Genomic DNA, 22,360 nt, shown 5'->3' on the forward strand with positions numbered 1-22,360 from the left:
GGAAAATAAAATGAAAACTTGGAAAAAAGTTGCGCTCACAGGTGCAACAATGATGTCGGCTGCTTTTCTTGTTGCATGCGGAAACACAGCTTCAAAAAAACAATCAGGGTCAGTTAAGGGGGAAACATTAACTGTCGGGTATTGGAAAGGTTCTGATACTGAAAATGCGACGTTTGACAAACTGGTCAAAACATTTGAAAAAAAATATGATGTGACAGTCAAGCCCAAAGTCTATACTAATATCACACAACAACTCCCAACAGACCTATCAGGAGGCACTGCGCCTGATGTTTTCTATATTGATTCAAGTTTTTATCCGTATCTTCAAAAAGAAGGTGTACTCAACAAATTGAGCAAATCAGTAGCTGATCCAAGTAATTTCTACAAGACTTCGATTGGTGCCTTTACAACGAATGGTAATGTTTATGCTGTACCAAAAGACGTGTCCACGCTCGCTCTTTATGTGAATAAAGATATTTTTGCCAAAGCTGGCATTGATATCAATGCTATCCCAAAATCCTATGAAGATTTTCTAAAATGGGCACCTGCACAACAAGCCAAACTTGATGCGACTTATGGCACGGGCAAAGTCTATATGATGAATATGAATGCTGATTTGACAAGAAATTGGCAATTTATCACATCAGGAGATCAAAACCCTATAACTAAAGCTGGTAAAGGTGTTTCTAAACTTTCTGATCAAACAATTTTGAAAAATTTGACCTTTGTACAAAAGATGTTTAACGAAGGTATCGTAGCTACTCCACAACAAGTTGGTGCAGGTGATGAAGGAACGGGATTTGCTACAGGTAAATTTGCGATGGCATTGACAGGAAACTGGAATTACCAAGTTTATAATACGCAGTATAAAGATTTGCACTACACGATTATTCCTAACATGACTTACGATGGTCAAAAACAAACGATGCAATATACAGTGGGCTGGGGCGAATATAAGAATACAAAAGTGACTAATCTTGCAAATGATTGGATCAAATATGTCACAGGTAAAGCTGGTATGACCACATGGACTTCTGGGGTAGGAACACTTGCAACACGTCAAGATGTTAATGACAGTTCAACATTTATTAAACAAAATCCACTTTTGAAGATCCATTCAGACGAATTAACATATGCCCAACCTTGGCAAGATGGTGTGAACTTGACCACGGTTGTAACTTCCTATGATAACTTCATCACGAATGCTTTCAAAAAAGATGGAACACCAGCACAGCTTAAGTCAGCTTTGAAACAAGCAGATCAAGATGCAAACAGCAAGTTAAGTAAATAAGCGGCTCAGAGATTCGCTTTGATAAAAAATTACTGACAGACCGCATCATCAGTCTGTCAGTAAAATTTTTATCTTAGTAAAGGCTATTTACACAAATGAAAAGGAGTTTTCTATGGAAATGAAACCGTCCAAATCGAGACGCAGTAAAAGAGCGTTTGGCGAGATGATTCAAGGTTATGGCTTTCTTGCTCCCGCCTTGGTTATCATTTTGATTTTCTTTGTACTTTCAATCCTATTTGCAGTGTATCTGAGTTTTAACAATGTTGATTTAATTTCTCACACTTACACATGGAATAATTTTAAAAACTGGGCAAATTTGTTCACTGATAAGCAGTTGATTCGTGCACTTCAAAATACAAGCTTTTTTGCTTTGATTGTGGTTCCAGTACAGACTTTCATTGCACTTGTCATTGCTTACATTCTAGCCAATAAGTCTATTCATGGTAAAAAGATTTTCCGATTGGTTTATTTTTTACCTACGTTGACGAGCTCTGCAGCATTGACAATGATTTTTATGTTTTTGTTTAATTTAAATGGTCCCGTGAATGGTGTACTGCAAAGTTTGCATTGGATTAATCAACCGATTAATTTTATCAATGATACACACTGGACATTGAAGATTATCATGATGATGAATATTTGGTCAACGGTTCCTTATTTTATGACAATCTATCTTGCATCGCTCGTAGATTTGCCAGATTCAATGTATGAAGCAGCAGAAATTGACGGCGCTAATGTTATTGATAAGTTGCGTTATATTACGATTCCCTATTTACGTCCTATCACGACTTTCGTCCTTTTGACAGGAATTATTGGGACGTTTCAAATGTTTGATCAAGCTTACATCTTTTCAGGCGGTACGGGAGGTCCTGCAAATTCTACATTGACAGTTAGTCTTTTAATTTTCCAATATGCTTTTGGTACAAATAATCAAATGGGTTATGCTGCGGTACTTGCGATATTACTTGCTGTGATTATCTTTATCGTGACACGGATTGCTGAAAAACTTAACGGAGGGAATGGAATCAGATGAAAAAAACAAAGAAACAAAAAGTATTGAAAAGTCTGCTTTATATTGTTCTTATCGCTTATGCAATCATTACCTTTTATCCGTTTTTATGGGCAGTTGCGGCGAGTTTCAAACCCTTGTCAGAAATTACGAGTGGCTCAATGTCCCTGATTTCAAAGCATTTTACAACAGAGCAGTACCAATACTTATTTAGTCCGAAATCAGGCTCAATGTTTGTGACATGGTTTTTCAATTCAATGATTGTGTCTGTCATAGGGACGGCAATCAATGTGTTCTTAAACACTATGGCTGGTTACAGTTTGGCACGCCTGAGTTTTCCAGGGCGCAAGCAATTTTATTACGGAATTCTAGCCATGATGATGGTACCAGCTCAAGTGCTTTTGATTCCAAATTATTTGATTGTCAAAAACTTGGGGATGTTAGATACTTTCTGGGCTTTGATTTTGCCTGCAGCAATTAATATTGGAAATATTTTCATGATGCGACAATTTTTCTTAAGTTTTCCTAAAGATGTCGAAGAAGCAGCGCGAATTGATGGCTTATCGCGTGTGGGTACTTTTTTCCGTATTGTCATGCCACTTGCCAAACCCTCAATTGCAACACAGGCGGTCTTTGTCTTTATGGGGTTCTGGAATAATTTATTAGCACCGATGCTTTATATGCATACACCAAGTAAATTTACGCTAACGCTTGGTTTGCAAGTTTTACAATCTGCAGATCAAGGAGGACAAATGTGGAATCGTGTCATGGCAGCTTCTATACTGACGATTATTCCAATTATCATCTTGTATATCCTATTCAACGGTTATTTCTTACAGGGGGTACGAATGGATGGTGAAAAATAAAGTCTGTCAGTACTGACAAAGTAATAGAAAAAGAATATAATTTTACAGAAAACCAAAAGACTTCGAGTTGATAAAAAGCAAAAGAAGAGCGCGCATTTTAACAAAAAAACAGTTCTGTCAGTGCTGACAGAACTGTTTTAGTTCACATAATTTTCTAAATAAGGCAAATTATAAATCATGATCTTATTTTCGATGATATCAATCACACGTTCAGCTTTTAAATCATGAATGATCCGATTGACACTGGTTCGGGTTGAAATGCCACAGAAATTTGCAATGTCTTCATTGGTAATTGGAAAATCAATGAGAATCCCGTCTTTTTTCTGAATTCCAAAACTATCCACCAAATTATAAATACAAACGCAAACGGCCCCTTTTTTACCATTCGTCATCATCTCTTGCAAAATTCCCAAATTCAATGACAACCGACGTTGGTAAAATTCATCCACAATCCGAAGTAATTCAACATCAGTACTGACCCACTCCCAAAAATCTTTGCGAGGCACTTTATAAAAAGTAGCAAAATCAGTTTCAACACGAACATTAAAAAGAGCATAGACATTATTGGTTTGTTTGTTCTCAAGTAAAGAAACAAAATCAGGTTCAGTCACATAAGCAATATTAAATTCACGTCCATCGCGCAAAATATTGCTTATTTTTGCGACACCATCTTTTAAAATATAAATATAATCTGATTCAATCCCTTGATACATAACATAGCTGTGTTTTTTTCTGGTAATGGTTCCAACTTGTTTGTTTTTTAGCATTTCCATTAAATAATTAAAATTTTGCAGCATTCAATAATTTCCTTCTAATTCCACCTTTTTCTAGGAGGTTAAACTATTTCAATAGTAATTATACACTATTTTAGCGTAATCCATTACCCAAGAACTTTCTTATGGTTTTTACCATGAATTAAATAATAAATAATCCAAACAATCACTACCGCAGGCGCACTCAAAAGATAAAGATTACGGAATCCAACCATCCCGTGACCAAGTAATGGAATGATTGCACCTAACACGATAGGTCCACCGCCAACACCTAAATCAAGGAATCCAAAGAAAGTAGATGTAGCAACACCAATCCGTTCTTTGCCTGCTTCACGAATTGCAACTGCTTGGCCAAATGGAGCAACGCCCCCATAACCAAGACCAAAAGCAGCTCCCGCAACAAGTAACATTAAAAATCCAGACGTTGGATGGAAGTAACCAGCAACGCCAACTAAAAGCATCGCAACCGCAAAGAAGAGGAAAGTTGGATGAAAGACCCAATTGTCTCCCTTAGAATCGAAAATCCGACCAGTGAAAGGACGAGAAATAAAAATCAAAATGGCATACATTGTAAAGAACAGTGAACCTGCAGCAGGAACATGCAAATCCATTGAGAATGGTCCCATACCAGTCAAGATGGCTGAGTCGATAAATCCTGCAAGAAACGCGATAATTGAAATCGGAAGAGCAGATTTTTCAATGTATTTATCAATTCCCTTAGGTTGATGAGCCAGCGCGTGCTCACGTTCCTCAGCAGAGAATTCTTTCACCCGAACAAAGAAAATCATGATGAAAGTTAAAATAAGTAAAGCAAGGGCTAAAGTTAATAACGTTTTAAATCCAAAAGAAGAATAAATTTGAATACTTAATGCAGGACCAACGGCAGCAGCAAGAGTAACAGATAAGGCATAATAACCAATTCCTTCCCCCCGACGACTTGCAGGAACAACGTGTCCAGCAATCGTTCCTGAAGCTGTTGCACCAATCCCAAAACCAGCACCTTGGATGACACGAATTAAGAATAACAAAGGAATATTTGTTGTAAAATAATAACCAAAAGTCAAAATCAAAAAGATTAATCCACCAATATAAAGCAGACGTTTCATTCCTAATTTCGTCACCATAATTCCGGTCCAAACCCGACCGATCAAAGCACCAATAACAAAAATACTTGAAAGTGACAAACTAATCACTGTGGATTGATGCAATTGATTTAAAGCATAAGTCCCAATGGACGATGTTAAGACATAAAAGACAATATAAAATAAAAAGCTAATCAGCGTATTTATAATGAAAGTAGCGGTAAATATACTTTCCTTTTTCATAATTTTCCCATTTCTAATGTTTGACAGAAAGATGATAAGTAAAAAACTTATCGAACGACATAGACATCACAGAGTGAATGTCCGATAATATATTGTGAGACAGAACCCATTAAAATACGTTCCAAACGACTCATTCCAGTCGCCCCAATCACGATAAGATCGATGGCTTCTTTTTGTGGAATCGTCGTGCTCAATAAAACTTTTGGAGCACCCATTTCAAGAACAGTTTTAACAGAATGAATGCCTGCATCTTTTGCTTCTTGCGCAAAATCGTTCAAAAACTTTTCTGCTCCTTGCTGATGCGCATCGGCCCATTCTGGATCAAGTGAAGCAGCAGTTGAAAAAGAACGCAAATCAATGATGTGTGCAATTACAAGTTCTGCTTGATTTGAATAAGCCAGTTCAATAGCCTTATCTAGTGCTTTAAGTGACTCAACAGAGCCATCAAGACCAACTAAAATTCGTTGAGATTTATTTTTCATAATGCTCGTTTCCTAGGGGTGTGAGAATCTGCCGATGAAAGGGCGACAGATTCTTTGCAATTAGTTAATTTGTTGGATATTTCTAACTACAAATGCTAATTTCTTATCATCTGTAACCATAAATCCCCGATTTTTTGCGACATACTCAATCGCATTTTCCATTGTTTCAAATTCACGAACAACAGTAGGCATTTCTGCTTCCCCCATAAAGTTAGGGGTAACATCTTCTTCAAAGGGTGACAAACCTTTAAATTTAAATTTCATTTTAAAGACTCCTTATAAATAAATAAATTTTTTATGTTGTTATATCGTTTTCTACTATTAAAAAATAATCCATTTTCAAGTTTTATCTTTTGCTAGCTCCCAATCAATTTAACAAGTAACCTTATTTTAAACAAAAGAAATCCGATTCGCCACAATAAAACTAAACAACATTTGCTAACATAAAATGTTTCGCACTGAGGATGAAGCCCAATGAAATAAGCAAAGAAAACGAATACAATTATAATAGGAAAGAAAAACGAAAAAAATTTTTTTAAAAAAATAATGCTCAAATGAATGATACATCACTCAAAGTAGATAACAAAAGGCTTTAAACTATGTTTTATAGCTAAAAAACTAAAGATAATTACGAAAATTTGATATTTTATTTTGACAAACAAAAAGAATAAAGCTATAATTTGCTAGTAATATTAAATTGCGGAGCGTCAGATTCCGCTAAAATATAGAAAAGAGGTCTAAATATGACTATTGCCGCTCTTGGTGCTATCGCCATCGGTCTTGCTGCACTTGGTGCCGCTATTGGTGACGGGCTCATCGTCTCAAACTTCCTTCAATCAGTTGCACGCCAACCTGAACTTGAAGGAAAACTTCGTGGTTCTATGTTCATGGGTATTGCCTTCGTCGAAGGTACATTCTTCATTGCCCTTGCTATGGCATTCCTTTTCCGTTAAGATTTCGTTTTTAACAAAATTTTAAACTAGAAAGGAAGAACAGTATATGGAATCAACCTGGACCTTCAATATTGGACCGATTGCTTTTGATGGAACGATCACTGTGATGACCGTGATTACTTTAGCCATTGTATTTTGTCTGATATTCTGGGCTAGCCGCAACATGCAGCTAAAACCTTCTGGTAAACAAAACGTTCTTGAATGGGCGGTGGATTTTGTAAATGGCATAGGAAAAGATATGCTTGGTGCAAAAGAATCCCCACGTTACTCCCTCTTGAGCTTTACCCTGTTCTCATTCCTTCTTGTTGCTAACTCGATTGGCTTGATCACTAAATTGAGTAATACTCACGATGTCTCACTTTGGAAATCTCCAACAGCAAATGCCACAGTCGATTTGACTTTAGCATTGATGGTTGTCGTTCTTTCAAACGTCGTCGGAGTCCAAAAATTTGGCTTTGGAAAATATCTAAAAGTCGCCTTTTGGAAAGATCCAAAAGCATTACTTCCAATGAATATTTTGGAAGAGTTCACGAATACATTATCGCTTGGTCTTCGTCTTTACGGAAATATTTTCGCAGGTGAAATCATGCTTGGCTTGATTGCAGGAATGGTAAGTTCTACACCATTCATGTATCCCGTCGCAATTATTCTTGAAATTGCATGGATTGGATTCTCACTTTTTATCTCAGCCCTTCAGGCTTATGTTTTTGTCCTTTTGACAAATCTGTACATTAGCCACAAAATCTTAGAAGAAGAATAGGAGTAGATTATGTTTACATTGTTAGAAACTGCTCCGAATACCGTTATTGGTAACGTCATTGTTGCGAGCGGAGCTTTCATTATCCTGCTTGTATTGCTTCGTGTTTTTGCATGGAAAGCAATCACAGGAATCTTTGAACAGCGTGCAAAGAAAATCTCTGACGACATTGATGCTGCAGAAGTTTCAAGAACTCAAGCAGCACAATTAGTTGATCAAAGAACATCAGAACTCGCTGGTTCAAAAGCAGAAGCAGCAAACATCATTCAAACCGCCAATGATACCGCGAAACAAAATCGTGATAAAATTGTAGCCAATGCGAATGAAGAAGCTGCAAATACTAAAAAACGTGCTCAAGGAGAAATTGAACAAGAACGCAAAGAAGCGCTCAATTCAGTTAAAGGAGATGTTGCTGATATCTCAGTTAAAATCGCTGAAAAATTGATTGGTCAATCTCTTGATGTGAATGCACAATCTGAATTAATTGACACTTATATCTCTAAGTTAGGAGAATAAGATGACCAAGATAAATTCACAAAAATACAGTAAAGCCCTCCTTGAGGTTTCAAAAGAACAAAATAAAGTCGAAGAAGTATTAAAAGAAGTCAATGAACTCATTGAATTATTTAATCGGGCTTCATTAGCTGCCATTTTTGGGAGCGAAGTTTATTCTGAACAAGCGAAATCTCAACTTGTGGACACATTGAATCAATCAGCATCAGATCTGATGCACAATTTTCTAAATACTGTACGAGCAAACGGACGTTTATCTGATCTTTATGAAATCTTGCTGGAAGTAAAAAATACGGCAGATGACATGTTTAAAATAGGAGATGTTGAAGTAATCTCAAGTGTTGCATTAACGTCAGCCCAATTAGATAAAATGAATCAATTAGCTCGTGCAAAGTTTGATTTGAACACCGTAAAAATCATTAATACTGTTGATCCCAGTATCCTTGGCGGTTTTGTGATCAACTCACGAGGAAAAATTATTGATGCTTCAATTAAAACTCAATTAGCGAAAATCGCTAAAGAAATATTATAAGAAAGGAGCATATTCTTGGCAATCAATGCAAATGAAATCAGTTCGCTGATTAAACAACAAATTGAAAATTTCACACCAGATTTTGAAATTGCTGAAACTGGTGTTGTGACCTACGTTGGTGATGGGATTGCGCGGGCCTACGGTCTTGAAAATGCAATGAGTGGTGAACTTGTTGAATTTTCAAACGGTGTTTATGGGATGGCGCAAAACCTTGATGCTACTGACGTTGGTATTATTGTACTTGGTGATTTCCTCTCCATTCGTGAAGGAGACACTGTTAAACGTACAGGTAAAATTATGGAAGTACAAGTCGGCGAAGAACTTATCGGACGTGTCGTAAACCCTCTTGGACAACCTATTGATGGACTTGGAGACCTAAATACAGGTAAATTCCGTCCAGTAGAAGCCGCAGCTCCTGGCGTTATGCAACGTAAACACGTTGCTGAACCACTTCAAACAGGACTTAAAGCAATCGATGCCCTTGTTCCTATCGGACGTGGACAACGTGAATTGATTATCGGAGACCGTCAAACAGGAAAGACATCCATCGCAATCGATGCGATTTTGAACCAAAAAGGCAAAGATATGATCTGTATCTATGTTGCAATCGGTCAAAAAGAATCAACAGTTCGTACACAAGTTGAAACGCTCCGTAAATACGGTGCACTAGATTACACGATTGTCGTCTCAGCTTCAGCTTCACAACCTTCACCACTTGTATATATCGCGCCTTATGCTGGCGCTGCAATGGGTGAGGAGTTCATGTATAATGGGAAACACGTTTTAGTTGTTTATGATGATTTATCAAAACAAGCCGTTGCTTATCGTGAACTTTCACTCTTACTTCGTCGTCCACCAGGACGTGAAGCTTATCCAGGGGACGTTTTCTATCTTCATAGTCGTCTTTTGGAGCGTGCTGCAAAACTTTCTGATGACTTAGGCGGAGGTTCAATGACTGCTTTGCCATTCATTGAAACACAAGCAGGAGATATTTCGGCTTATATCGCGACAAACGTTATCTCAATTACAGATGGTCAAATTTTCTTGGATACAGATTACTTTAATTCTGGTGTTCGTCCTGCGATTGATGCTGGATTCTCAGTATCACGTGTTGGTGGAGATGCTCAAATTAAAGCCATGAAAAAAGTAGCAGGAACACTTCGTATTGACCTTGCTTCTTATCGTGAACTTGAAGCTTTCTCACAATTTGGATCAGATTTGGATGCAGCAACGCAAGCAAAACTTGAACGTGGGAAACGGACGGTTGAAGTTTTGAAACAACCTTTGCATAAACCTCTACCTGTTGAAAAACAAGTAATTATTCTTTATGCTTTGACTCATGGCTTCCTTGATGATGTTCCAGTTTCTGACATTCTTGATTTTGAAGAAAAAATGGATAATTTCTTTGATGCAAATTACGCTGAATTACTGAAAGTTATTTCTGAAACAAGCCAATTGCCTGACGAAGAAAAACTGGATGAAGCCATCAAATCCTTCAAAAATACAACGAATTACTAATAGGAGGTTCACTTTATGGGAGCTTCACTAAACGAAATAAAATCAAAAATTGCATCAACGGCTAAAACAAGTCAAATTACTGGAGCCATGCAGATGGTTTCTGCTGCAAAATTGCAGAAATCGGAAAATCACGCAAAAAAATATCAAACGTATGCTTCAAAGGTAAAGCAAGTAACATTAGACCTTGTGTCTCATGATAAAGGACCTTCAAAAAATCCGATGATGTTAAAACGCGAAGTAAAAAAGACAGGTTATTTAGTCATTACCTCAGATCGAGGACTTGTCGGAGGATATAATGCGAACATCCTAAAATCTGTAATGTCTGAACTGATGAAGAAAAAAAATGATGATGCTTTTTCAGTGATGGCTTTAGGCGGAATGGGAGCAGATTTTTTCAAGGCTCGGGACATTAAAGTTTCATACGAATTACGTGGTCTTTCAGATCAACCGAATTTTGAAGAAGTCCGTCACATCGTCTCAGAAGCTGTGAAATTATATCAATCTGAAGAGTTTGACGAACTTTTCGTCTGCTACAATCACCATGTTAATTCATTAACGAGTGAAGTTCGGATGGAAAAAATGTTACCTATCTCATTTGATGATGTCACATCAACACCAAGCCTAGATACGTTTGAGCTTGAACCAGATCGTGATCAGATTTTAGACCAATTGCTTCCGCAGTATGCTGAGAGTTTAATTTATGGCTCTATTGTAGATGCGAAAACGGCAGAACACGCTGCAGGAATGACAGCGATGCAAACTGCCACTGATAATGCGAATTCAGTAATTCATGATTTAACGATTCAATTTAACCGTGCCCGTCAAGCTGCAATCACGCAAGAAATTACGGAAATTGTCGCTGGAGCGGCTGCACTTTAACACATTTTGAAAGCAGTGATCTTGATTTTATCTTTCACGTTTTAGCTGAGAGCTAAAGTACGTATCATACGTTCATGGATCAGCATGCTATTTAAATCAAACATTAAAAATAATACAAGGAGGAAAAACATTGAGTTCTGGTAAAATTACTCAGGTTATTGGTCCTGTTGTTGACGTTGAATTTCCGTCTGGCAGCACCTTGCCTGAGCTTACTAATGCCCTTGTCGTTTATAAAAACGTCGATGGTGTTAAAACAAAAATCGTACTTGAAGTTGCACTTGAACTTGGTGATGGTGCTGTTCGGACGATTGCCATGGAATCAACTGATGGTTTGACTCGTGGACTCGAAGTCCTCGATACGGGTAAACCGATTTCAGTTCCAGTCGGTCCTGAAACACTTGGACGTGTATTTAACGTTCTTGGAGATACAATTGATCCAGGAGAAGCATTTGGAGAAGATGCACCGCGTAGCCCGATTCACAAAAAAGCACCAACATTTGATGAGTTGTCAACAGCGAACGAAATTCTTGTTACAGGAATTAAGGTCGTTGACTTACTTGCCCCTTACCTCAAAGGTGGGAAAATTGGACTTTTTGGTGGTGCCGGAGTTGGTAAAACAGTCCTCATTCAAGAGCTAATTCACAACATTGCACAAAATCACGGAGGAATTTCCGTATTTACAGGTGTTGGAGAACGAACACGTGAAGGGAATGACCTTTATTTTGAAATGAAAGAATCTGGTGTTTTGGAAAAAACAGCCATGGTCTTTGGTCAAATGAATGAGCCACCAGGAGCACGTATGCGTGTTGCACTGACTGGTTTGACACTTGCGGAATATTTCCGTGATGTGGAACACAAAGATGTGCTTTTGTTCATTGATAATATCTTCCGTTTCACTCAAGCAGGTTCTGAAGTTTCTGCCCTTTTGGGTCGGATGCCTTCTGCGGTTGGTTATCAACCGACATTAGCTACTGAAATGGGACAGCTTCAAGAACGGATTACATCAACAAAAAATGGTTCAGTCACTTCAATTCAAGCCATCTATGTTCCTGCAGATGACTATACTGACCCAGCGCCAGCAACAACATTTGCTCACTTGGATGCGACGACAAACTTGGATCGTAAATTAACTCAAATTGGGATTTATCCTGCTGTTGATCCGCTCGCTTCAAGTTCTCGTGCACTTTCACCTGAAATTGTTGGAGAAGAACATTATGCTGTAGCGATGGAAGTTCAACATGTTTTGCAACGATATAAAGAATTGCAAGATATTATTGCGATCCTTGGGATGGATGAATTGTCTGAGGATGAAAAGACTTTGGTTGGACGTGCGCGTCGAATTCAATTCTTCTTGTCACAAAACTTTTCAGTTGCAGAAACATTCACTGGTGTTCCTGGATCTTATGTTCCTGTTGAAAAAACAGTTGAAGATTTCAAAGGAATTCTTGATGGTAAATATGATTCAATCCCAGAAGATGCTTTCCGTGGCGTTGGTCCTATCGAGGATGTCCTTAAAAAAGCCAAAAACATGGGCTACTAAGATCGGAGGTCGCTAAATGGCTGAAGAATTAGAAGAAATGACTGTTCAAGTGATTACACCGAGTGGATTGGTGTATGATCATCATGGTTCTTTTGTACTTGCGCATACTTTGAGTGGGGATATGGGGATTCTACCTCATATGATTAATACCATTTCAGCATTGAAAATTGATGAGCTTAAAGTTCGTCGTCCAGAAGATAAAGATGGTAGAGTTGATTATATCGCTGTAAATGGCGGGATTATCGAAGTGAACCATAATCTGGTCACGATTATTGCAGATTCTGCAGAACGAGAACGCGACATTGATGTTTCTCGTGCAGAGCGCGCTAAAATCCGTGCAGAACGCGAAATTGAACAGGCTAAAGCCGAACATAAAGTGGACGATGTCAAACGGGCTGAGGTCTCACTTCACAGAGCTTTGAATCGATTAAATGTTGCTAATCATCTTTAATATCAAAGCAATTAATAAAAAACATTGTAAAAAAATTTCTTACGATGTTTTTTTGTGTGTTAATTTATAAAAACAATTGCGAAAATTGAATTATAATGATAAAATGGCTACAACTGAAAAAAGTAAGAAAAGGCAGAAGATGGTTGACAACGACTTTAGTGATTTGCTTCAGGCACTGATTTTATTAGAAAAGAAGATTAGGCAAATCGATGAATTAAAGCGAGAATTAAAAAAAGAAATCAATAAAATGATCAATCAAAGAGCAATTTTACTCTCAGGTGTGGTTTCAGTGATTTTAGTTTATATTTATGCGATTAATTATTCATTTTTATTTGAACAAGGGGCAAAAAAGGTTTCATTATTAGCTTCTTTTTTACAGATGTTTTTAGTGGGATTTGTTTCTTGGGGATTTAGCTTGATAATCAAAGAGTTTTTTAGAAGTTTATTATCCAAAAATGTGATTCCAGGGGGAAGGAAGCACATCGAGCGGATTCAAAAAAGAAAATATGTAAGTAAGAAAGAGGCAATTGAAAAAGAAATTGATGAAATTTTAAATCAAAAAGTGATTTTGAACTCTCGTGTGATGGTTGATTTGTTAAATTCGAGAACGCTGAATTATTTGATCGATGCTGTAAAAACAAAAGAAGTCAATTCTATTGATGAAGCGATTCATCTCTTGGAACTTGAAATTCAGGATGAAAAAGCCTATCACTTTTTACTGCCCGATGAGAATGTTGTAACGTATGCAAAGCATTTAAGTTTGTAAAATAATGTTTGAATGAAAGGACATGATGATTTTATCTTTAATAATTCCTTGTTATAATGAAGAAAAAAGCATTCCACTTTTTTTTGAGCGTACTGAACGTGTTCGGCTTCAATTAAAAGTGGATTTTGAGTATTGGTTCATTGATGATGGTTCACAAGATCAGACCTTATCTTATTTAAAGCGATTGAATAAACAACATGAGTATGTTCATTATCTTTCTTTTTCTCGTAATTTTGGCAAGGAAGCGGCGATGTTTGCTGGATTGCAGGTCTCAACGGGAGATTTTGTGACGATTTTGGATGCGGATTTGCAAGATCCTCCAGAAGTACTTATTGAAATGGTTGAAAAAATAGGATTAGAAAATGTAGATTGTGTGGCTGCCAGACGAATGAATCGTGTGGGAGAGGCTTATTTGACTTCTCTTGGATCAAAAGCTTTCTATTTTTTGATGAATAAAATGTCGCGCACTCCTGTTGTTGATGGGGTTCGAGATTTTCGCTTGATGCGTCGTCAGATGGTTGATTCAATTTTAAGTTTGACAGAATCAAGTCGTTTTTCAAAGGGATTGTTTACGTGGGTGGGATTTTCTACGGAATATGTTAGCTATCCCAATGAACAAAGAGTATCAGGATCAACAAAGTGGAAGTTCGGAAATAAAATTCGGTATGCGATGGATGGTTTAATTAATTTTAGCGAAATCCCTCTTAATTTTGTGACTTATAGCGGGTTATTGATGGTACTTATGACGATCTTGGCCATTATTGTTTTGGTTATTCGACAGTTGTTTTTCCATCACTCCGTTTCTGGATGGACTTCTATGGTTGTCATTTTACTTTTTTGTTTTGGTTTTACTTGGTTGACCTTAGGGGTAATCGGAAAATATATCAGTACCGTATTTTTGGAAGTCAAAAAACGACCAATTTATATCATTAAAGAAAAAAAATAATTTTTTGTTTCAAAATATTTCAAAATAATTGCATTTTGATGAAAATAATGTTAATATAGAAGCAGTTATTCATTGAATTGAAATATATTGGAAAGGGATTGGTAGGGTTAGTGAGAGGTTTTGAATACCAAGGTCATCAAAAATGGAGCGTTTTTCTATTTTTTTTCGTCACGATGATGGGCATTATTTTTTTTTCACAAAAAGCTCTTGCACAAGACTGGAGCACGTTTTCAAAAAATAGCTTGGCTGATAAGGGAAATAGAACTTCTTTTGATCATCAGATCAAGAATAATCCAATTCTTTTTTTACAAGAAAAGCATAGTGAGGGAAAAAAAGTTGTTTTTTCGTGGCAGAAGCATGATCGTGCTTTAGAAAATCAACTGCACCAGGAAGAGGAATTTCTCAAGAGCGAAAAAGGCGCTGTCAGTACTGACAAAAAGATTTTGCCCGATTTTTCTATTTTAAAAGATGACAGTATTGTGATTCCAAAGCTCGATTTTCCCAAAAAAGCAAATCAAATGGCAGTTTTTTCTAAATTTCAAAAGCAACATAAGACACATTCGTTCTTGCTCAGTGAAGGTAATTTAAAGAGTGATTTGGCTGCGTGTGGAGGAGTTGTTTCTGGTGGAGCTGCATCGTCACTTTTATTTTCTTTTGTCAGGCGAAAACTCTTGGGTTATAAGAAGTAGAATTTAATTCAAAAACGTAAAAAAAGTCAGCGCTCTGGCTTTTTTTGTGCTAAAATAAAATCAGTGTTTCTAAGGAAATGATCACGATTGAAAGATGAGGCAAAGTGATGCGTAAAGTAGGAATTATTGGACTGGGTCATGTTGGAGCTACAGTGGCTTTGGATATTGTTCAAGGTGGTTTTGCGGATGAATTGGTTTTGATTGATAAAAATCCTGAAATTGCTAGAGCAGAAGTATTTGATTTATGGGATTCATTAGCATTACAGCCCTATCATGTGAAGATTTATGCAGGAGATTATCATGATTTGAGGGATGCTGATGTTGTATTATCGACTTTGGGGCACATTGATGCGATCAAGCCTGGTGGAGACCGATTTACAGAATTGCGTTTAAATGCACCTGAGGTGAAACAGGTTTCTGACGATTTAAATGCGTCTGGCTTTTCAGGGATTCTAATTGCAACAACAAATCCTAATGATGTTATTGTAGAGATGTATTCACACTACTTGAACCTTTCGCAATCACGGATTTTGGGGACGGGGACTTATTTAGATACTGCTCGAATGAAAAGACAAGTCGCAGGACATTTAAACTTAGATCCGCGGTGCGTTGAAGGGTATGCGTTAGGTGAACATGGGAATTCACAATTCGTGGCTTGGTCAACCGTACGTGTGGCAGGACGTTTATTTTCTGAGATTGCAAAAGAAAAAGGATTGAACTTGGATGCGATTGAAGAAGATTCGCGTCAAGGTGGATTTGCCGTTTTTAACACAAAACATTATACGAACGTTGCGATTGCAGCGGCGACGGTGGGATTGATGAACCTGGTCCTTTCAGATGCAAAAAGTAGTGCTATTTGTTCACATTATGATCCACAATTTAATTCTTATATTTCTACCCCAGCGCTGATTGGGAAAAACGGGGTCGAAGGTCTGATTGAATTACCTTTGACGGCAGATGAAAAAGTTAAACTTCAAGCCTCTGCTGATGAGATTCAAAACAAGATAAAATTATTTAGTTAAGAACAAAAAACCACTTTTGTCAGTGCTGACAAAAGTGATTTTTAATGAATAAGTGCGAAAAAGATTCTGTCAGTACTGACAGAATCTTAAAATTATGCGTTTAATACTTTTGATAAGAAATCTTGTAAACGTGGGTGCTTAGGATGATCAAAGAGATCTTCTGGTGTCCCATCTTCAAGAATAACTCCACCATCGGTAAAGATAACACGATTGGCCACTTTACGCGCAAAGCCCATTTCATGAGTCACAATCAGCATGGTCATTCCTTTTTGAGCTAAATCTTGCATAACTCCAAGAACATCCCCGACCATTTCAGGATCAAGAGCAGAGGTTGGTTCATCAAATAACATGACGTTTGGATCCATTGCAAGTGCTCGTGCAATCGCAACACGTTGTTTTTGTCCACCAGAAAGCATCGCTGGCATCGCATCCTTCTTATCCATTAAACCAACCGTTTCAAGCAATTCGACTGCTTTTGTTTGAGCTTCACTTTTGGTTAATTTTTTAAGACCTACAGGAGCGTACATGATGTTTTCAAGCACGGTCATATTTGGGAACAAGTTGAAATGTTGGAAAACCATTCCTACATTTTGTCGGACAATATTAAGGTTTGTTCCTTTGTCTGTTAAATTGTAACCATCAACGAAAACATCTCCAGAAGTTGCAGATTCAAGCCCATTTAATGTTCTTAAAAAAGTGGATTTACCTGAACCGGAAGGTCCGATGATACACACCACATCGCCCTTATTGAACTTTGTTGTGATGCCTTTTAAAACTTCATTTTTGCCATAATATTTGTGAAGATCAGTGACTTCAATTTGTGTTTTTGCCATTTAGTTTAATCCTCCTTATTTCAATTTCTTTTCGACGTAACGTCCGAGCCACATGATTAATAAAAGAATAATCATGTAAATCAAACCAATGATTCCATAAACACGAAAGGCTTGGAAGTTACGCGCAACGATAATTTGTCCAGTTTGAAGCAATTCTACTAAGCCAATGACTGAGACCAATGTTGTATCTTTTGTCGTGATGACAAATTGATTGATCAAACTTGGAATCGTAATCTTAACGGCTTGTGGTAAAATGACTTTTCGCATCGTTTTGATGTAAGGCATACCAAGTGAGCGAGAAGCCTCCATTTGCCCAATTGGGACGGCTTTAACCCCACCACGAACAATTTCAGCAATGTAAGATGATTCGTTTAGCGTCAGCGCAATAACGCCTGCTGTGAACTCATTGAGCGGCGATTGGTGTCCAGTAATCATCTGGAGCAAGTTTGGAATTCCATAGAAAAGGAAAATCGTCAAAACAAGAAGTGGAAGCGAGCGGTTGATGTCAACATAAATTCTTGAAATCGCACGCAATGTAGGACTTGGAGAAACAGAGAATAATCCAAAAATAATCCCAACAATCATGGCTAAAACAAAGGAAACTAAAGCCAATTGAAGTGTAATCCAAAGTCCTTTAATGATTTGTTGCCAGTTGTTTTTAAGAATACCACCAACCGTTGTTTCATTTACGGTTTCTTTACTTGTGGATGAAGCGTTTGTTCCTAAGTACTTCCCAACAATCTTATCATATTGACCAGATGTTCGCAGTTGAGCTAATCCGTTATTGAACATTTCAATCAATTCAGGATTTTGCCCTTTTTTAACTGCAAAACCATACTGTCCATCAGCGATAGGTGGAAGTGGGGTTTTAAATTGCTTGCCTTGTTTGATGGCGTATTTGATCACAGGTTCGTCATCCATCAAAGCTTTGATGGAGCCATTATCAAGTGAGGAATACATTGTTGTAGCATCCGTAAAAGCTTTCACGGTAAAGCCATACTTAGAAGCATTCTGAGTGAGATAATCAAAAGAGGCTGTTCCGTTTTTAGCTCCTACCGTTTTTCCTTTAAGATCGCTCCAGGATTTGATGCTATCGTCTGTTTTTGGGACAGCAACAGTGAGGTTTGATGAAAAATACGCATCAGAATAATCAAAAACTTGTTTTCTAGCATCAGTGATGGTCATTCCTGACATCATCGCATCGGCATGACCTGCTTGAGTTGCATCTACTGCGGATTGGAATCCAATAAAATTCCATTTAATTTTGAACCCTTGATTTTTCGCGATAGCATTGAGCAAGTCAACATCAATTCCAGTGAATTGTTTATTCGAATTTTGAAATTCAAAAGGCGCAAAACTATTATCCGATGCAATGGTATAAACAGCTTTTTTCGGTGTTGCTTTTTTAGCAGTGCTGATGTATTTTGCTAAGATTTTATCATAAGTTCCATCAGCTTTCATTTGCTTGAGCGCACGATTAAAGTCATTTACTAACGCTTTATTTTTGCCTTTCATAACAGCAAACCCAAATCCACCAGGAATGGAAATAGAAGGCATATTTATTGATAAATTTTGACCTTGCTTAATGGCATAAGCGATGACAGGATAATCATCCATTGCACCGACAATGTTACCTGCAGCGAGTGCCGCATACATGTGTGTACCATCTGAATAAGTCTTAATCGAATAACCATATTTATCTTTGTTGGCAATTAACCAAGTTTGAGAAGCCGTCCCATTCTTAGCACCAACTGCTTTTCCTTTTAATTGACTATAATCAGTAATTTTATTTGCTTTTGTTGTGGCAATCGTCAAAGCAGATGTATAGTATGGATCAGAGAAATCAAAAGTTTGTTTACGTTGATCTGTGATGGACATGCCTGCAATGACTGCATCTGCTTGCCCACCTTGGAGATTTTGAAGTGCCGCATCAAAACCAGGGTAACTCATTTCAAGTTTCCAGTCATTAATCTTTGCGACCTCTTTGATGAGATCCACATCAATACCGACCCATTGTTTATCTGAATTCTGGAATTCAAAAGGTGCATAACTGTTATCACTTGCAACTTTAACAGTTGTTGAAGCGTGAACTGAACTTGCGACGATTGAAAATCCAGTGAAAAAGGCTAGCAAAGTAGCCAAAGATAGAAATAACTTTTTCATTTTCTTCCCCCTATTTTAGTATATTGGAATATTATATCACAAAAAAAGTGGATTACCAATATAATATGTTATAAAATATCACATAAAACACGTTGAAAACGTGAGAGAACGGACAAAAAAGTGATAATTTGTCATTTTTTTAATAAAAAATAAGAATTTTATGAAGAAAAGCTCATGATTTATAAATCATGTGTGCAAGCATTGTCAAAACGGATGAATTAGTGTAAAATTGAGAAAGTGACTTGTTTGCTAAAAAATTGGAAGAAAACAGGAATGTAATATGTTGATAAATTTATCTGTCTTTGGTTTTTTTAATGAATGGATCGCCCACTTTTTAAGTACGCCAGGTGCGCATTTTTGGGTTTATGTTTTACTTGGAGCGATTATTTTTATTGAAACAGGACTTGTGATTTTTCCATTTTTACCAGGAGATTCGATTTTGTTTTTTGTTGGATCAATGGCTGCGCTATATCCAGGTAAATTATCCCTTTTTTGGTTGATGGTAATCATGGGAACGATTGCGTTTTTAGCTAACGTTTTAAATTATGAAATTGGACGACGGTTTGGGGATGTGATTCCAAAGCACCCGAAATTGAGTCGATTTTTAAAACCTGAATATATGGATGAAGCGCATCTCTTCTTTAAAAAATGGGGCGCTTGGGCGATCTTTTTGGGACGATTTATGCCAATTATTCGAACCATTATTCCATTTACAGCGGGGGCTGGTAAAATGCCACAGAAAAAATTCTTATTTTTCAACTTTTTAGGTGGTTTTTCTTGGGTCATTGTTGCACTTGGGGCGGGATTTTTGTTTGGACAAGTCCCATTCATTAAGAAAAATTTTGAATTTGTGATGATTATGATTGTGATCATTTCACTATTGCCTGCAGTAATTGGTGGGGCTAGAAAATATTTTTCTTTGAAAAAATGATGTTTTCTTTAATAGAAAAAATGACTATAAAAGGATATAATAGTATTTACAAATTACTTTTATTTGTAAGTGCTATTTTTTTCATTAAGGAGCTTGCATGGAAATTTCTGGATTCACAAAAATGGCGGCGGTGGTTGCTCGCCCAATCAAACACTCACTTTCTCCTTTCATTCATAATGCTGCATTTTCAAAAACACAAACGGATGGCGTTTATTTGGCGTGGGATGTCGCAAAAGAAGATCTTCCTGATATGATTGCAAATATAAAAAAGCTAGACATGTACGGAATTAATCTTTCGATGCCGTATAAGCAAGAAGCGATGCCGTATATGGACGAGTTGACTGAGGAGGCAAGGGTGATTGGTGCGATCAATACAGTCGCATTGATTGATGGAAAATTAATCGGACATAATACAGATGGCATTGGATTTTTTAAAGCATTGGATGCTCATCATTTTTCGATGAAAAATCAAGAACTCACGATTTTAGGCGGCGGCGGAGCTGCGATTGCAATTATTGCACAAGCGGCACTTCTTCAAGCGAAAGCGATTCATGTTTTTGCACGGCACTCACAGTCGTATGAGCCACTAAAGGCACGTCTTGAACTTCTGTCAGCACTGACAAAAGTCCCAATCGATTTAACGGCGCTTTATCATCCAGAAAATAATCAAAATCAGCAAAAAGATGCGCGCAATCAGCAGCAGACAAAAAAAGAAGAAGGATTGAAACAGCTTTTACAAGATAAAATAAACGCTTCTTGTCTTTTGGTTAATGCAACCTCAGTCGGGATGGAGGAAAAACAACTGCCGTTGTCCGAAAATATAAAACTTCATCCACAGATGCTTGTGGTAGATGTGATTTATAAAGTTCTTGAAACGCCCTTTTTAAAATGGGCAAAAAATCAAAATGTTACTGCGCTCAATGGACTTGGGATGCTCTTGTATCAAGCTGCTGAAAGTTTTGAAATGTGGACGGGTAAAAAAATGCCTGTTGAAGAAATAAAAAATGAATTAAAAATGAAAATCGAAAAGAGTTAAAGGAGAAGGTCTTATGAAATTAAACGTGAATTTAAAAACACATCCGTATGATTTGATCATTGAGCGCGCAAGTCTTACTACTGCAGGAAACTGGGTTGCATCACTTTGGAATAAGCAAAAGATTTTACTCATTTCAGATGATCATGTGTTTCCTTTATATGGTCAAACAGTGGAGCAATCACTGCTTGATCAAGGATTTGAAGTGGCACACTTTGTTTTTAAAGCAGGGGAAGCCAGTAAAAATTTAAACACTGCCAATGAAGCGTGGAGTGCTTGTGCTGCGGCAAATTTGACACGTTCAGACGGTGTTATTGCACTGGGAGGTGGCGTTGTTGGAGATTTGGCTGCTTTTGTTGCCTCAACATATATGCGTGGCATTCATTTTTTGCAAATTCCAACGAGCTTAACCGCACAAGTGGATAGCTCGATTGGAGGGAAAACAGCAATTAATTCGGAGGTGGCTAAAAATATGATTGGAACATTTACTCAACCAGATGGGGTTTTGATTGATCCAGATGTGTTGACGACACTTGGAACGCGTGAATTTTGTGAAGGTGTTGGAGAAGTCATCAAATGTGGATTGATTGCTGATCGTGAACTTTGGGAGTTGCTTAAATCCGCGAAAAATGCACAAGATTTACTCGAAAATCATGCTGAAGCAATCATTTATCGCTCTTGTGAGGTGAAACGCAAGGTGGTTGTGGAAGATGAGCATGATTATGGCGTGAGATTACATCTGAATTTTGGACATACCATCGGACATGCAGTTGAATTAACAGCAGGCTATGGTCAAGTGATGCACGGAGAAGCTGTGGCAATTGGGATGGTTCAGATTTCTAAAGTTGCAGGAAAAAAAGGACTCATGCCAGAACATTTATTTCTTGAAATTGCTGAAATGGCACGTAAATTTAATTTGCCAACACAGTATGATCCTTGGGATGAAGCAGCGCTTTTTCAAGCACTTTTGCATGATAAGAAAGGAAGAGGAAAAAATATTAAAATCATCCTCGTGCCTGAGATCGGACGTGCAGAAATTCATGCGATTGAATTTTCAGAAATGAAAGCGTATCTTGAAAAGTAAAATC

The 22,360-nt window shown here is 37.4% G+C and carries 24 protein-coding genes; 18 read left to right on the forward strand and 6 right to left on the reverse strand.

Features of this window, described 5'->3' with window-relative positions; all coding sequences use genetic code 11:
• The first annotated feature begins 10 nt into the window (after window positions 1–10).
• From GHI93_RS05235 to GHI93_RS05245, 3 genes are all read left to right on the forward strand, one after another.
• Window positions 11–1,291 (forward strand): sugar ABC transporter substrate-binding protein, encoded by a 1,281-nt coding sequence (locus tag GHI93_RS05235; RefSeq protein ID WP_153496020.1) that lies wholly within the window; start codon window positions 11–13, stop codon window positions 1,289–1,291.
• A 118-nt stretch (window positions 1,292–1,409) separates the two neighbouring features.
• Window positions 1,410–2,324: a carbohydrate ABC transporter permease gene (locus GHI93_RS05240; RefSeq protein ID WP_153496114.1), complete on the forward strand. Its 915-nt coding sequence runs from the start codon at window positions 1,410–1,412 to the stop codon at window positions 2,322–2,324.
• Complete coding sequence (locus GHI93_RS05245) at window positions 2,321–3,166, forward strand: carbohydrate ABC transporter permease (RefSeq protein WP_153496021.1); 846 nt, start codon at window positions 2,321–2,323, stop codon at window positions 3,164–3,166. The genes GHI93_RS05240 and GHI93_RS05245 overlap by 4 nt, the downstream gene beginning before the upstream one ends.
• A 137-nt stretch (window positions 3,167–3,303) precedes the next feature.
• Here GHI93_RS05245 and GHI93_RS05250 read toward each other — a convergent pair whose 3' ends face one another.
• The 4 genes from GHI93_RS05250 to GHI93_RS05265 all read right to left on the reverse strand — a co-directional run bounded on the left by GHI93_RS05250 (window position 3,304) and on the right by GHI93_RS05265 (window position 6,010).
• Window positions 3,304–3,963, reverse strand: coding sequence for a Crp/Fnr family transcriptional regulator (locus tag GHI93_RS05250; protein ID WP_153496022.1), 660 nt, complete (start codon window positions 3,961–3,963; stop codon window positions 3,304–3,306).
• 83 nt (window positions 3,964–4,046) lie between these two features.
• The gene (locus tag GHI93_RS05255; protein WP_153496023.1) at window positions 4,047–5,264 is read right to left on the reverse strand and encodes an MFS transporter; all 1,218 of its coding nucleotides are present in this window, start codon (window positions 5,262–5,264) and stop codon (window positions 4,047–4,049) included.
• A gap of 47 nt (window positions 5,265–5,311) precedes the next feature.
• Entirely contained in the window at window positions 5,312–5,746 is a 435-nt protein-coding gene (locus tag GHI93_RS05260; RefSeq protein WP_153496024.1) for a universal stress protein, read from the reverse strand.
• A gap of 60 nt (window positions 5,747–5,806) precedes the next feature.
• Window positions 5,807–6,010: a hypothetical protein gene (locus GHI93_RS05265; RefSeq protein ID WP_153496025.1), complete on the reverse strand. Its 204-nt coding sequence runs from the start codon at window positions 6,008–6,010 to the stop codon at window positions 5,807–5,809.
• Between the two features lie 479 nt (window positions 6,011–6,489).
• Between GHI93_RS05265 and GHI93_RS05270 the strand changes: the two genes are divergently transcribed.
• The 12 genes from GHI93_RS05270 (at window position 6,490) to GHI93_RS05325 (ending at window position 16,312) form a co-directional block, all read left to right on the forward strand.
• Window positions 6,490–6,699, forward strand: coding sequence for a F0F1 ATP synthase subunit C (locus GHI93_RS05270; RefSeq protein ID WP_153496026.1), 210 nt, complete (start codon window positions 6,490–6,492; stop codon window positions 6,697–6,699).
• Window positions 6,700–6,745: 46 nt separating this feature from the next.
• On the forward strand, window positions 6,746–7,459 hold the full coding sequence (gene atpB / locus GHI93_RS05275; RefSeq protein WP_153496027.1) for a F0F1 ATP synthase subunit A: 714 nt from the start codon (window positions 6,746–6,748) through the stop codon (window positions 7,457–7,459).
• Between the two features lie 6 nt (window positions 7,460–7,465).
• Window positions 7,466–7,972, forward strand: coding sequence for a F0F1 ATP synthase subunit B (gene atpF / locus GHI93_RS05280; protein ID WP_343030318.1), 507 nt, complete (start codon window positions 7,466–7,468; stop codon window positions 7,970–7,972).
• A 1-nt stretch (window position 7,973) separates the two neighbouring features.
• Window positions 7,974–8,501: a F0F1 ATP synthase subunit delta gene (locus GHI93_RS05285; RefSeq protein WP_153496029.1), complete on the forward strand. Its 528-nt coding sequence runs from the start codon at window positions 7,974–7,976 to the stop codon at window positions 8,499–8,501.
• A 15-nt stretch (window positions 8,502–8,516) separates the two neighbouring features.
• The gene (gene atpA, locus GHI93_RS05290; protein ID WP_153496030.1) at window positions 8,517–10,019 is read left to right on the forward strand and encodes a F0F1 ATP synthase subunit alpha; all 1,503 of its coding nucleotides are present in this window, start codon (window positions 8,517–8,519) and stop codon (window positions 10,017–10,019) included.
• Window positions 10,020–10,034: 15 nt separating this feature from the next.
• Complete coding sequence (locus GHI93_RS05295; RefSeq protein ID WP_153496031.1) at window positions 10,035–10,898, forward strand: F0F1 ATP synthase subunit gamma; 864 nt, start codon at window positions 10,035–10,037, stop codon at window positions 10,896–10,898.
• A gap of 130 nt (window positions 10,899–11,028) precedes the next feature.
• Window positions 11,029–12,438 carry a F0F1 ATP synthase subunit beta gene (gene atpD / locus GHI93_RS05300; protein WP_153496032.1) on the forward strand — a complete coding sequence of 470 codons (1,410 nt, stop codon included), beginning with the start codon at window positions 11,029–11,031 and terminating at the stop codon, window positions 12,436–12,438.
• A gap of 16 nt (window positions 12,439–12,454) precedes the next feature.
• On the forward strand, window positions 12,455–12,889 hold the full coding sequence (locus tag GHI93_RS05305; protein ID WP_153496033.1) for a F0F1 ATP synthase subunit epsilon: 435 nt from the start codon (window positions 12,455–12,457) through the stop codon (window positions 12,887–12,889).
• A gap of 103 nt (window positions 12,890–12,992) precedes the next feature.
• Window positions 12,993–13,655 carry a hypothetical protein gene (locus GHI93_RS05310; protein ID WP_153496034.1) on the forward strand — a complete coding sequence of 221 codons (663 nt, stop codon included), beginning with the start codon at window positions 12,993–12,995 and terminating at the stop codon, window positions 13,653–13,655.
• 25 nt (window positions 13,656–13,680) lie between these two features.
• Entirely contained in the window at window positions 13,681–14,601 is a 921-nt protein-coding gene (locus tag GHI93_RS05315; RefSeq protein ID WP_153496115.1) for a glycosyltransferase family 2 protein, read from the forward strand.
• A gap of 176 nt (window positions 14,602–14,777) precedes the next feature.
• Window positions 14,778–15,290, forward strand: a complete 513-nt coding sequence (locus GHI93_RS05320) for a hypothetical protein (RefSeq protein ID WP_211368880.1) — start codon at window positions 14,778–14,780, stop codon at window positions 15,288–15,290.
• Between the two features lie 107 nt (window positions 15,291–15,397).
• The gene (locus tag GHI93_RS05325) at window positions 15,398–16,312 is read left to right on the forward strand and encodes a lactate/malate family dehydrogenase (RefSeq protein ID WP_153496036.1); all 915 of its coding nucleotides are present in this window, start codon (window positions 15,398–15,400) and stop codon (window positions 16,310–16,312) included.
• A gap of 92 nt (window positions 16,313–16,404) precedes the next feature.
• Here GHI93_RS05325 and GHI93_RS05330 read toward each other — a convergent pair whose 3' ends face one another.
• Both GHI93_RS05330 and GHI93_RS05335 read right to left on the reverse strand, forming a co-directional pair.
• The gene (locus tag GHI93_RS05330) at window positions 16,405–17,145 is read right to left on the reverse strand and encodes an amino acid ABC transporter ATP-binding protein (protein WP_153496037.1); all 741 of its coding nucleotides are present in this window, start codon (window positions 17,143–17,145) and stop codon (window positions 16,405–16,407) included.
• Window positions 17,146–17,160: 15 nt separating this feature from the next.
• Window positions 17,161–19,308, reverse strand: coding sequence for an amino acid ABC transporter substrate-binding protein/permease (locus GHI93_RS05335; RefSeq protein ID WP_153496038.1), 2,148 nt, complete (start codon window positions 19,306–19,308; stop codon window positions 17,161–17,163).
• Between the two features lie 280 nt (window positions 19,309–19,588).
• Between GHI93_RS05335 and GHI93_RS05340 the strand changes: the two genes are divergently transcribed.
• From GHI93_RS05340 to aroB, 3 genes are all read left to right on the forward strand, one after another.
• On the forward strand, window positions 19,589–20,239 hold the full coding sequence (locus GHI93_RS05340; protein WP_153496039.1) for a VTT domain-containing protein: 651 nt from the start codon (window positions 19,589–19,591) through the stop codon (window positions 20,237–20,239).
• Window positions 20,240–20,336: 97 nt separating this feature from the next.
• Window positions 20,337–21,275 carry a shikimate dehydrogenase gene (locus GHI93_RS05345; protein WP_153496040.1) on the forward strand — a complete coding sequence of 313 codons (939 nt, stop codon included), beginning with the start codon at window positions 20,337–20,339 and terminating at the stop codon, window positions 21,273–21,275.
• Window positions 21,276–21,288: 13 nt separating this feature from the next.
• Window positions 21,289–22,356: a 3-dehydroquinate synthase gene (aroB, locus tag GHI93_RS05350; protein WP_153496041.1), complete on the forward strand. Its 1,068-nt coding sequence runs from the start codon at window positions 21,289–21,291 to the stop codon at window positions 22,354–22,356.
• Window positions 22,357–22,360: the final 4 nt, after the last annotated feature.

This window comes from Lactococcus hircilactis, assembly GCF_009601015.1.
Classification (GTDB): domain Bacteria; phylum Bacillota; class Bacilli; order Lactobacillales; family Streptococcaceae; genus Lactococcus; species Lactococcus hircilactis.

Bases quoted from the DNA above. Each gene is read 5' to 3' on its own strand.
- GHI93_RS05235 (WP_153496020.1), top strand. From the start codon at position 11: ATGAAAACTTGGAAAAAAGTTGCGCTCACAGGTGCAACAATGATGTCG.
- GHI93_RS05240 (WP_153496114.1), top strand. From the start codon at position 1,410: ATGAAACCGTCCAAATCGAGACGCAGTAAAAGAGCGTTTGGCGAGATG.
- GHI93_RS05245 (WP_153496021.1), top strand. From the start codon at position 2,321: ATGAAAAAAACAAAGAAACAAAAAGTATTGAAAAGTCTGCTTTATATT.
- GHI93_RS05250 (WP_153496022.1), bottom strand. From the start codon at position 3,963: ATGCTGCAAAATTTTAATTATTTAATGGAAATGCTAAAAAACAAACAA.
- GHI93_RS05255 (WP_153496023.1), bottom strand. From the start codon at position 5,264: ATGAAAAAGGAAAGTATATTTACCGCTACTTTCATTATAAATACGCTG.
- GHI93_RS05260 (WP_153496024.1), bottom strand. From the start codon at position 5,746: ATGAAAAATAAATCTCAACGAATTTTAGTTGGTCTTGATGGCTCTGTT.
- GHI93_RS05265 (WP_153496025.1), bottom strand. From the start codon at position 6,010: ATGAAATTTAAATTTAAAGGTTTGTCACCCTTTGAAGAAGATGTTACC.
- GHI93_RS05270 (WP_153496026.1), top strand. From the start codon at position 6,490: ATGACTATTGCCGCTCTTGGTGCTATCGCCATCGGTCTTGCTGCACTT.
- atpB (WP_153496027.1), top strand. From the start codon at position 6,746: ATGGAATCAACCTGGACCTTCAATATTGGACCGATTGCTTTTGATGGA.
- GHI93_RS05285 (WP_153496029.1), top strand. From the start codon at position 7,974: ATGACCAAGATAAATTCACAAAAATACAGTAAAGCCCTCCTTGAGGTT.
- GHI93_RS05295 (WP_153496031.1), top strand. From the start codon at position 10,035: ATGGGAGCTTCACTAAACGAAATAAAATCAAAAATTGCATCAACGGCT.
- GHI93_RS05305 (WP_153496033.1), top strand. From the start codon at position 12,455: ATGGCTGAAGAATTAGAAGAAATGACTGTTCAAGTGATTACACCGAGT.
- GHI93_RS05310 (WP_153496034.1), top strand. From the start codon at position 12,993: ATGGCTACAACTGAAAAAAGTAAGAAAAGGCAGAAGATGGTTGACAAC.
- GHI93_RS05315 (WP_153496115.1), top strand. From the start codon at position 13,681: ATGATTTTATCTTTAATAATTCCTTGTTATAATGAAGAAAAAAGCATT.
- GHI93_RS05320 (WP_211368880.1), top strand. From the start codon at position 14,778: ATGGGCATTATTTTTTTTTCACAAAAAGCTCTTGCACAAGACTGGAGC.
- GHI93_RS05325 (WP_153496036.1), top strand. From the start codon at position 15,398: ATGCGTAAAGTAGGAATTATTGGACTGGGTCATGTTGGAGCTACAGTG.
- GHI93_RS05330 (WP_153496037.1), bottom strand. From the start codon at position 17,145: ATGGCAAAAACACAAATTGAAGTCACTGATCTTCACAAATATTATGGC.
- GHI93_RS05335 (WP_153496038.1), bottom strand. From the start codon at position 19,308: ATGAAAAAGTTATTTCTATCTTTGGCTACTTTGCTAGCCTTTTTCACT.
- GHI93_RS05340 (WP_153496039.1), top strand. From the start codon at position 19,589: ATGTTGATAAATTTATCTGTCTTTGGTTTTTTTAATGAATGGATCGCC.
- GHI93_RS05345 (WP_153496040.1), top strand. From the start codon at position 20,337: ATGGAAATTTCTGGATTCACAAAAATGGCGGCGGTGGTTGCTCGCCCA.
- aroB (WP_153496041.1), top strand. From the start codon at position 21,289: ATGAAATTAAACGTGAATTTAAAAACACATCCGTATGATTTGATCATT.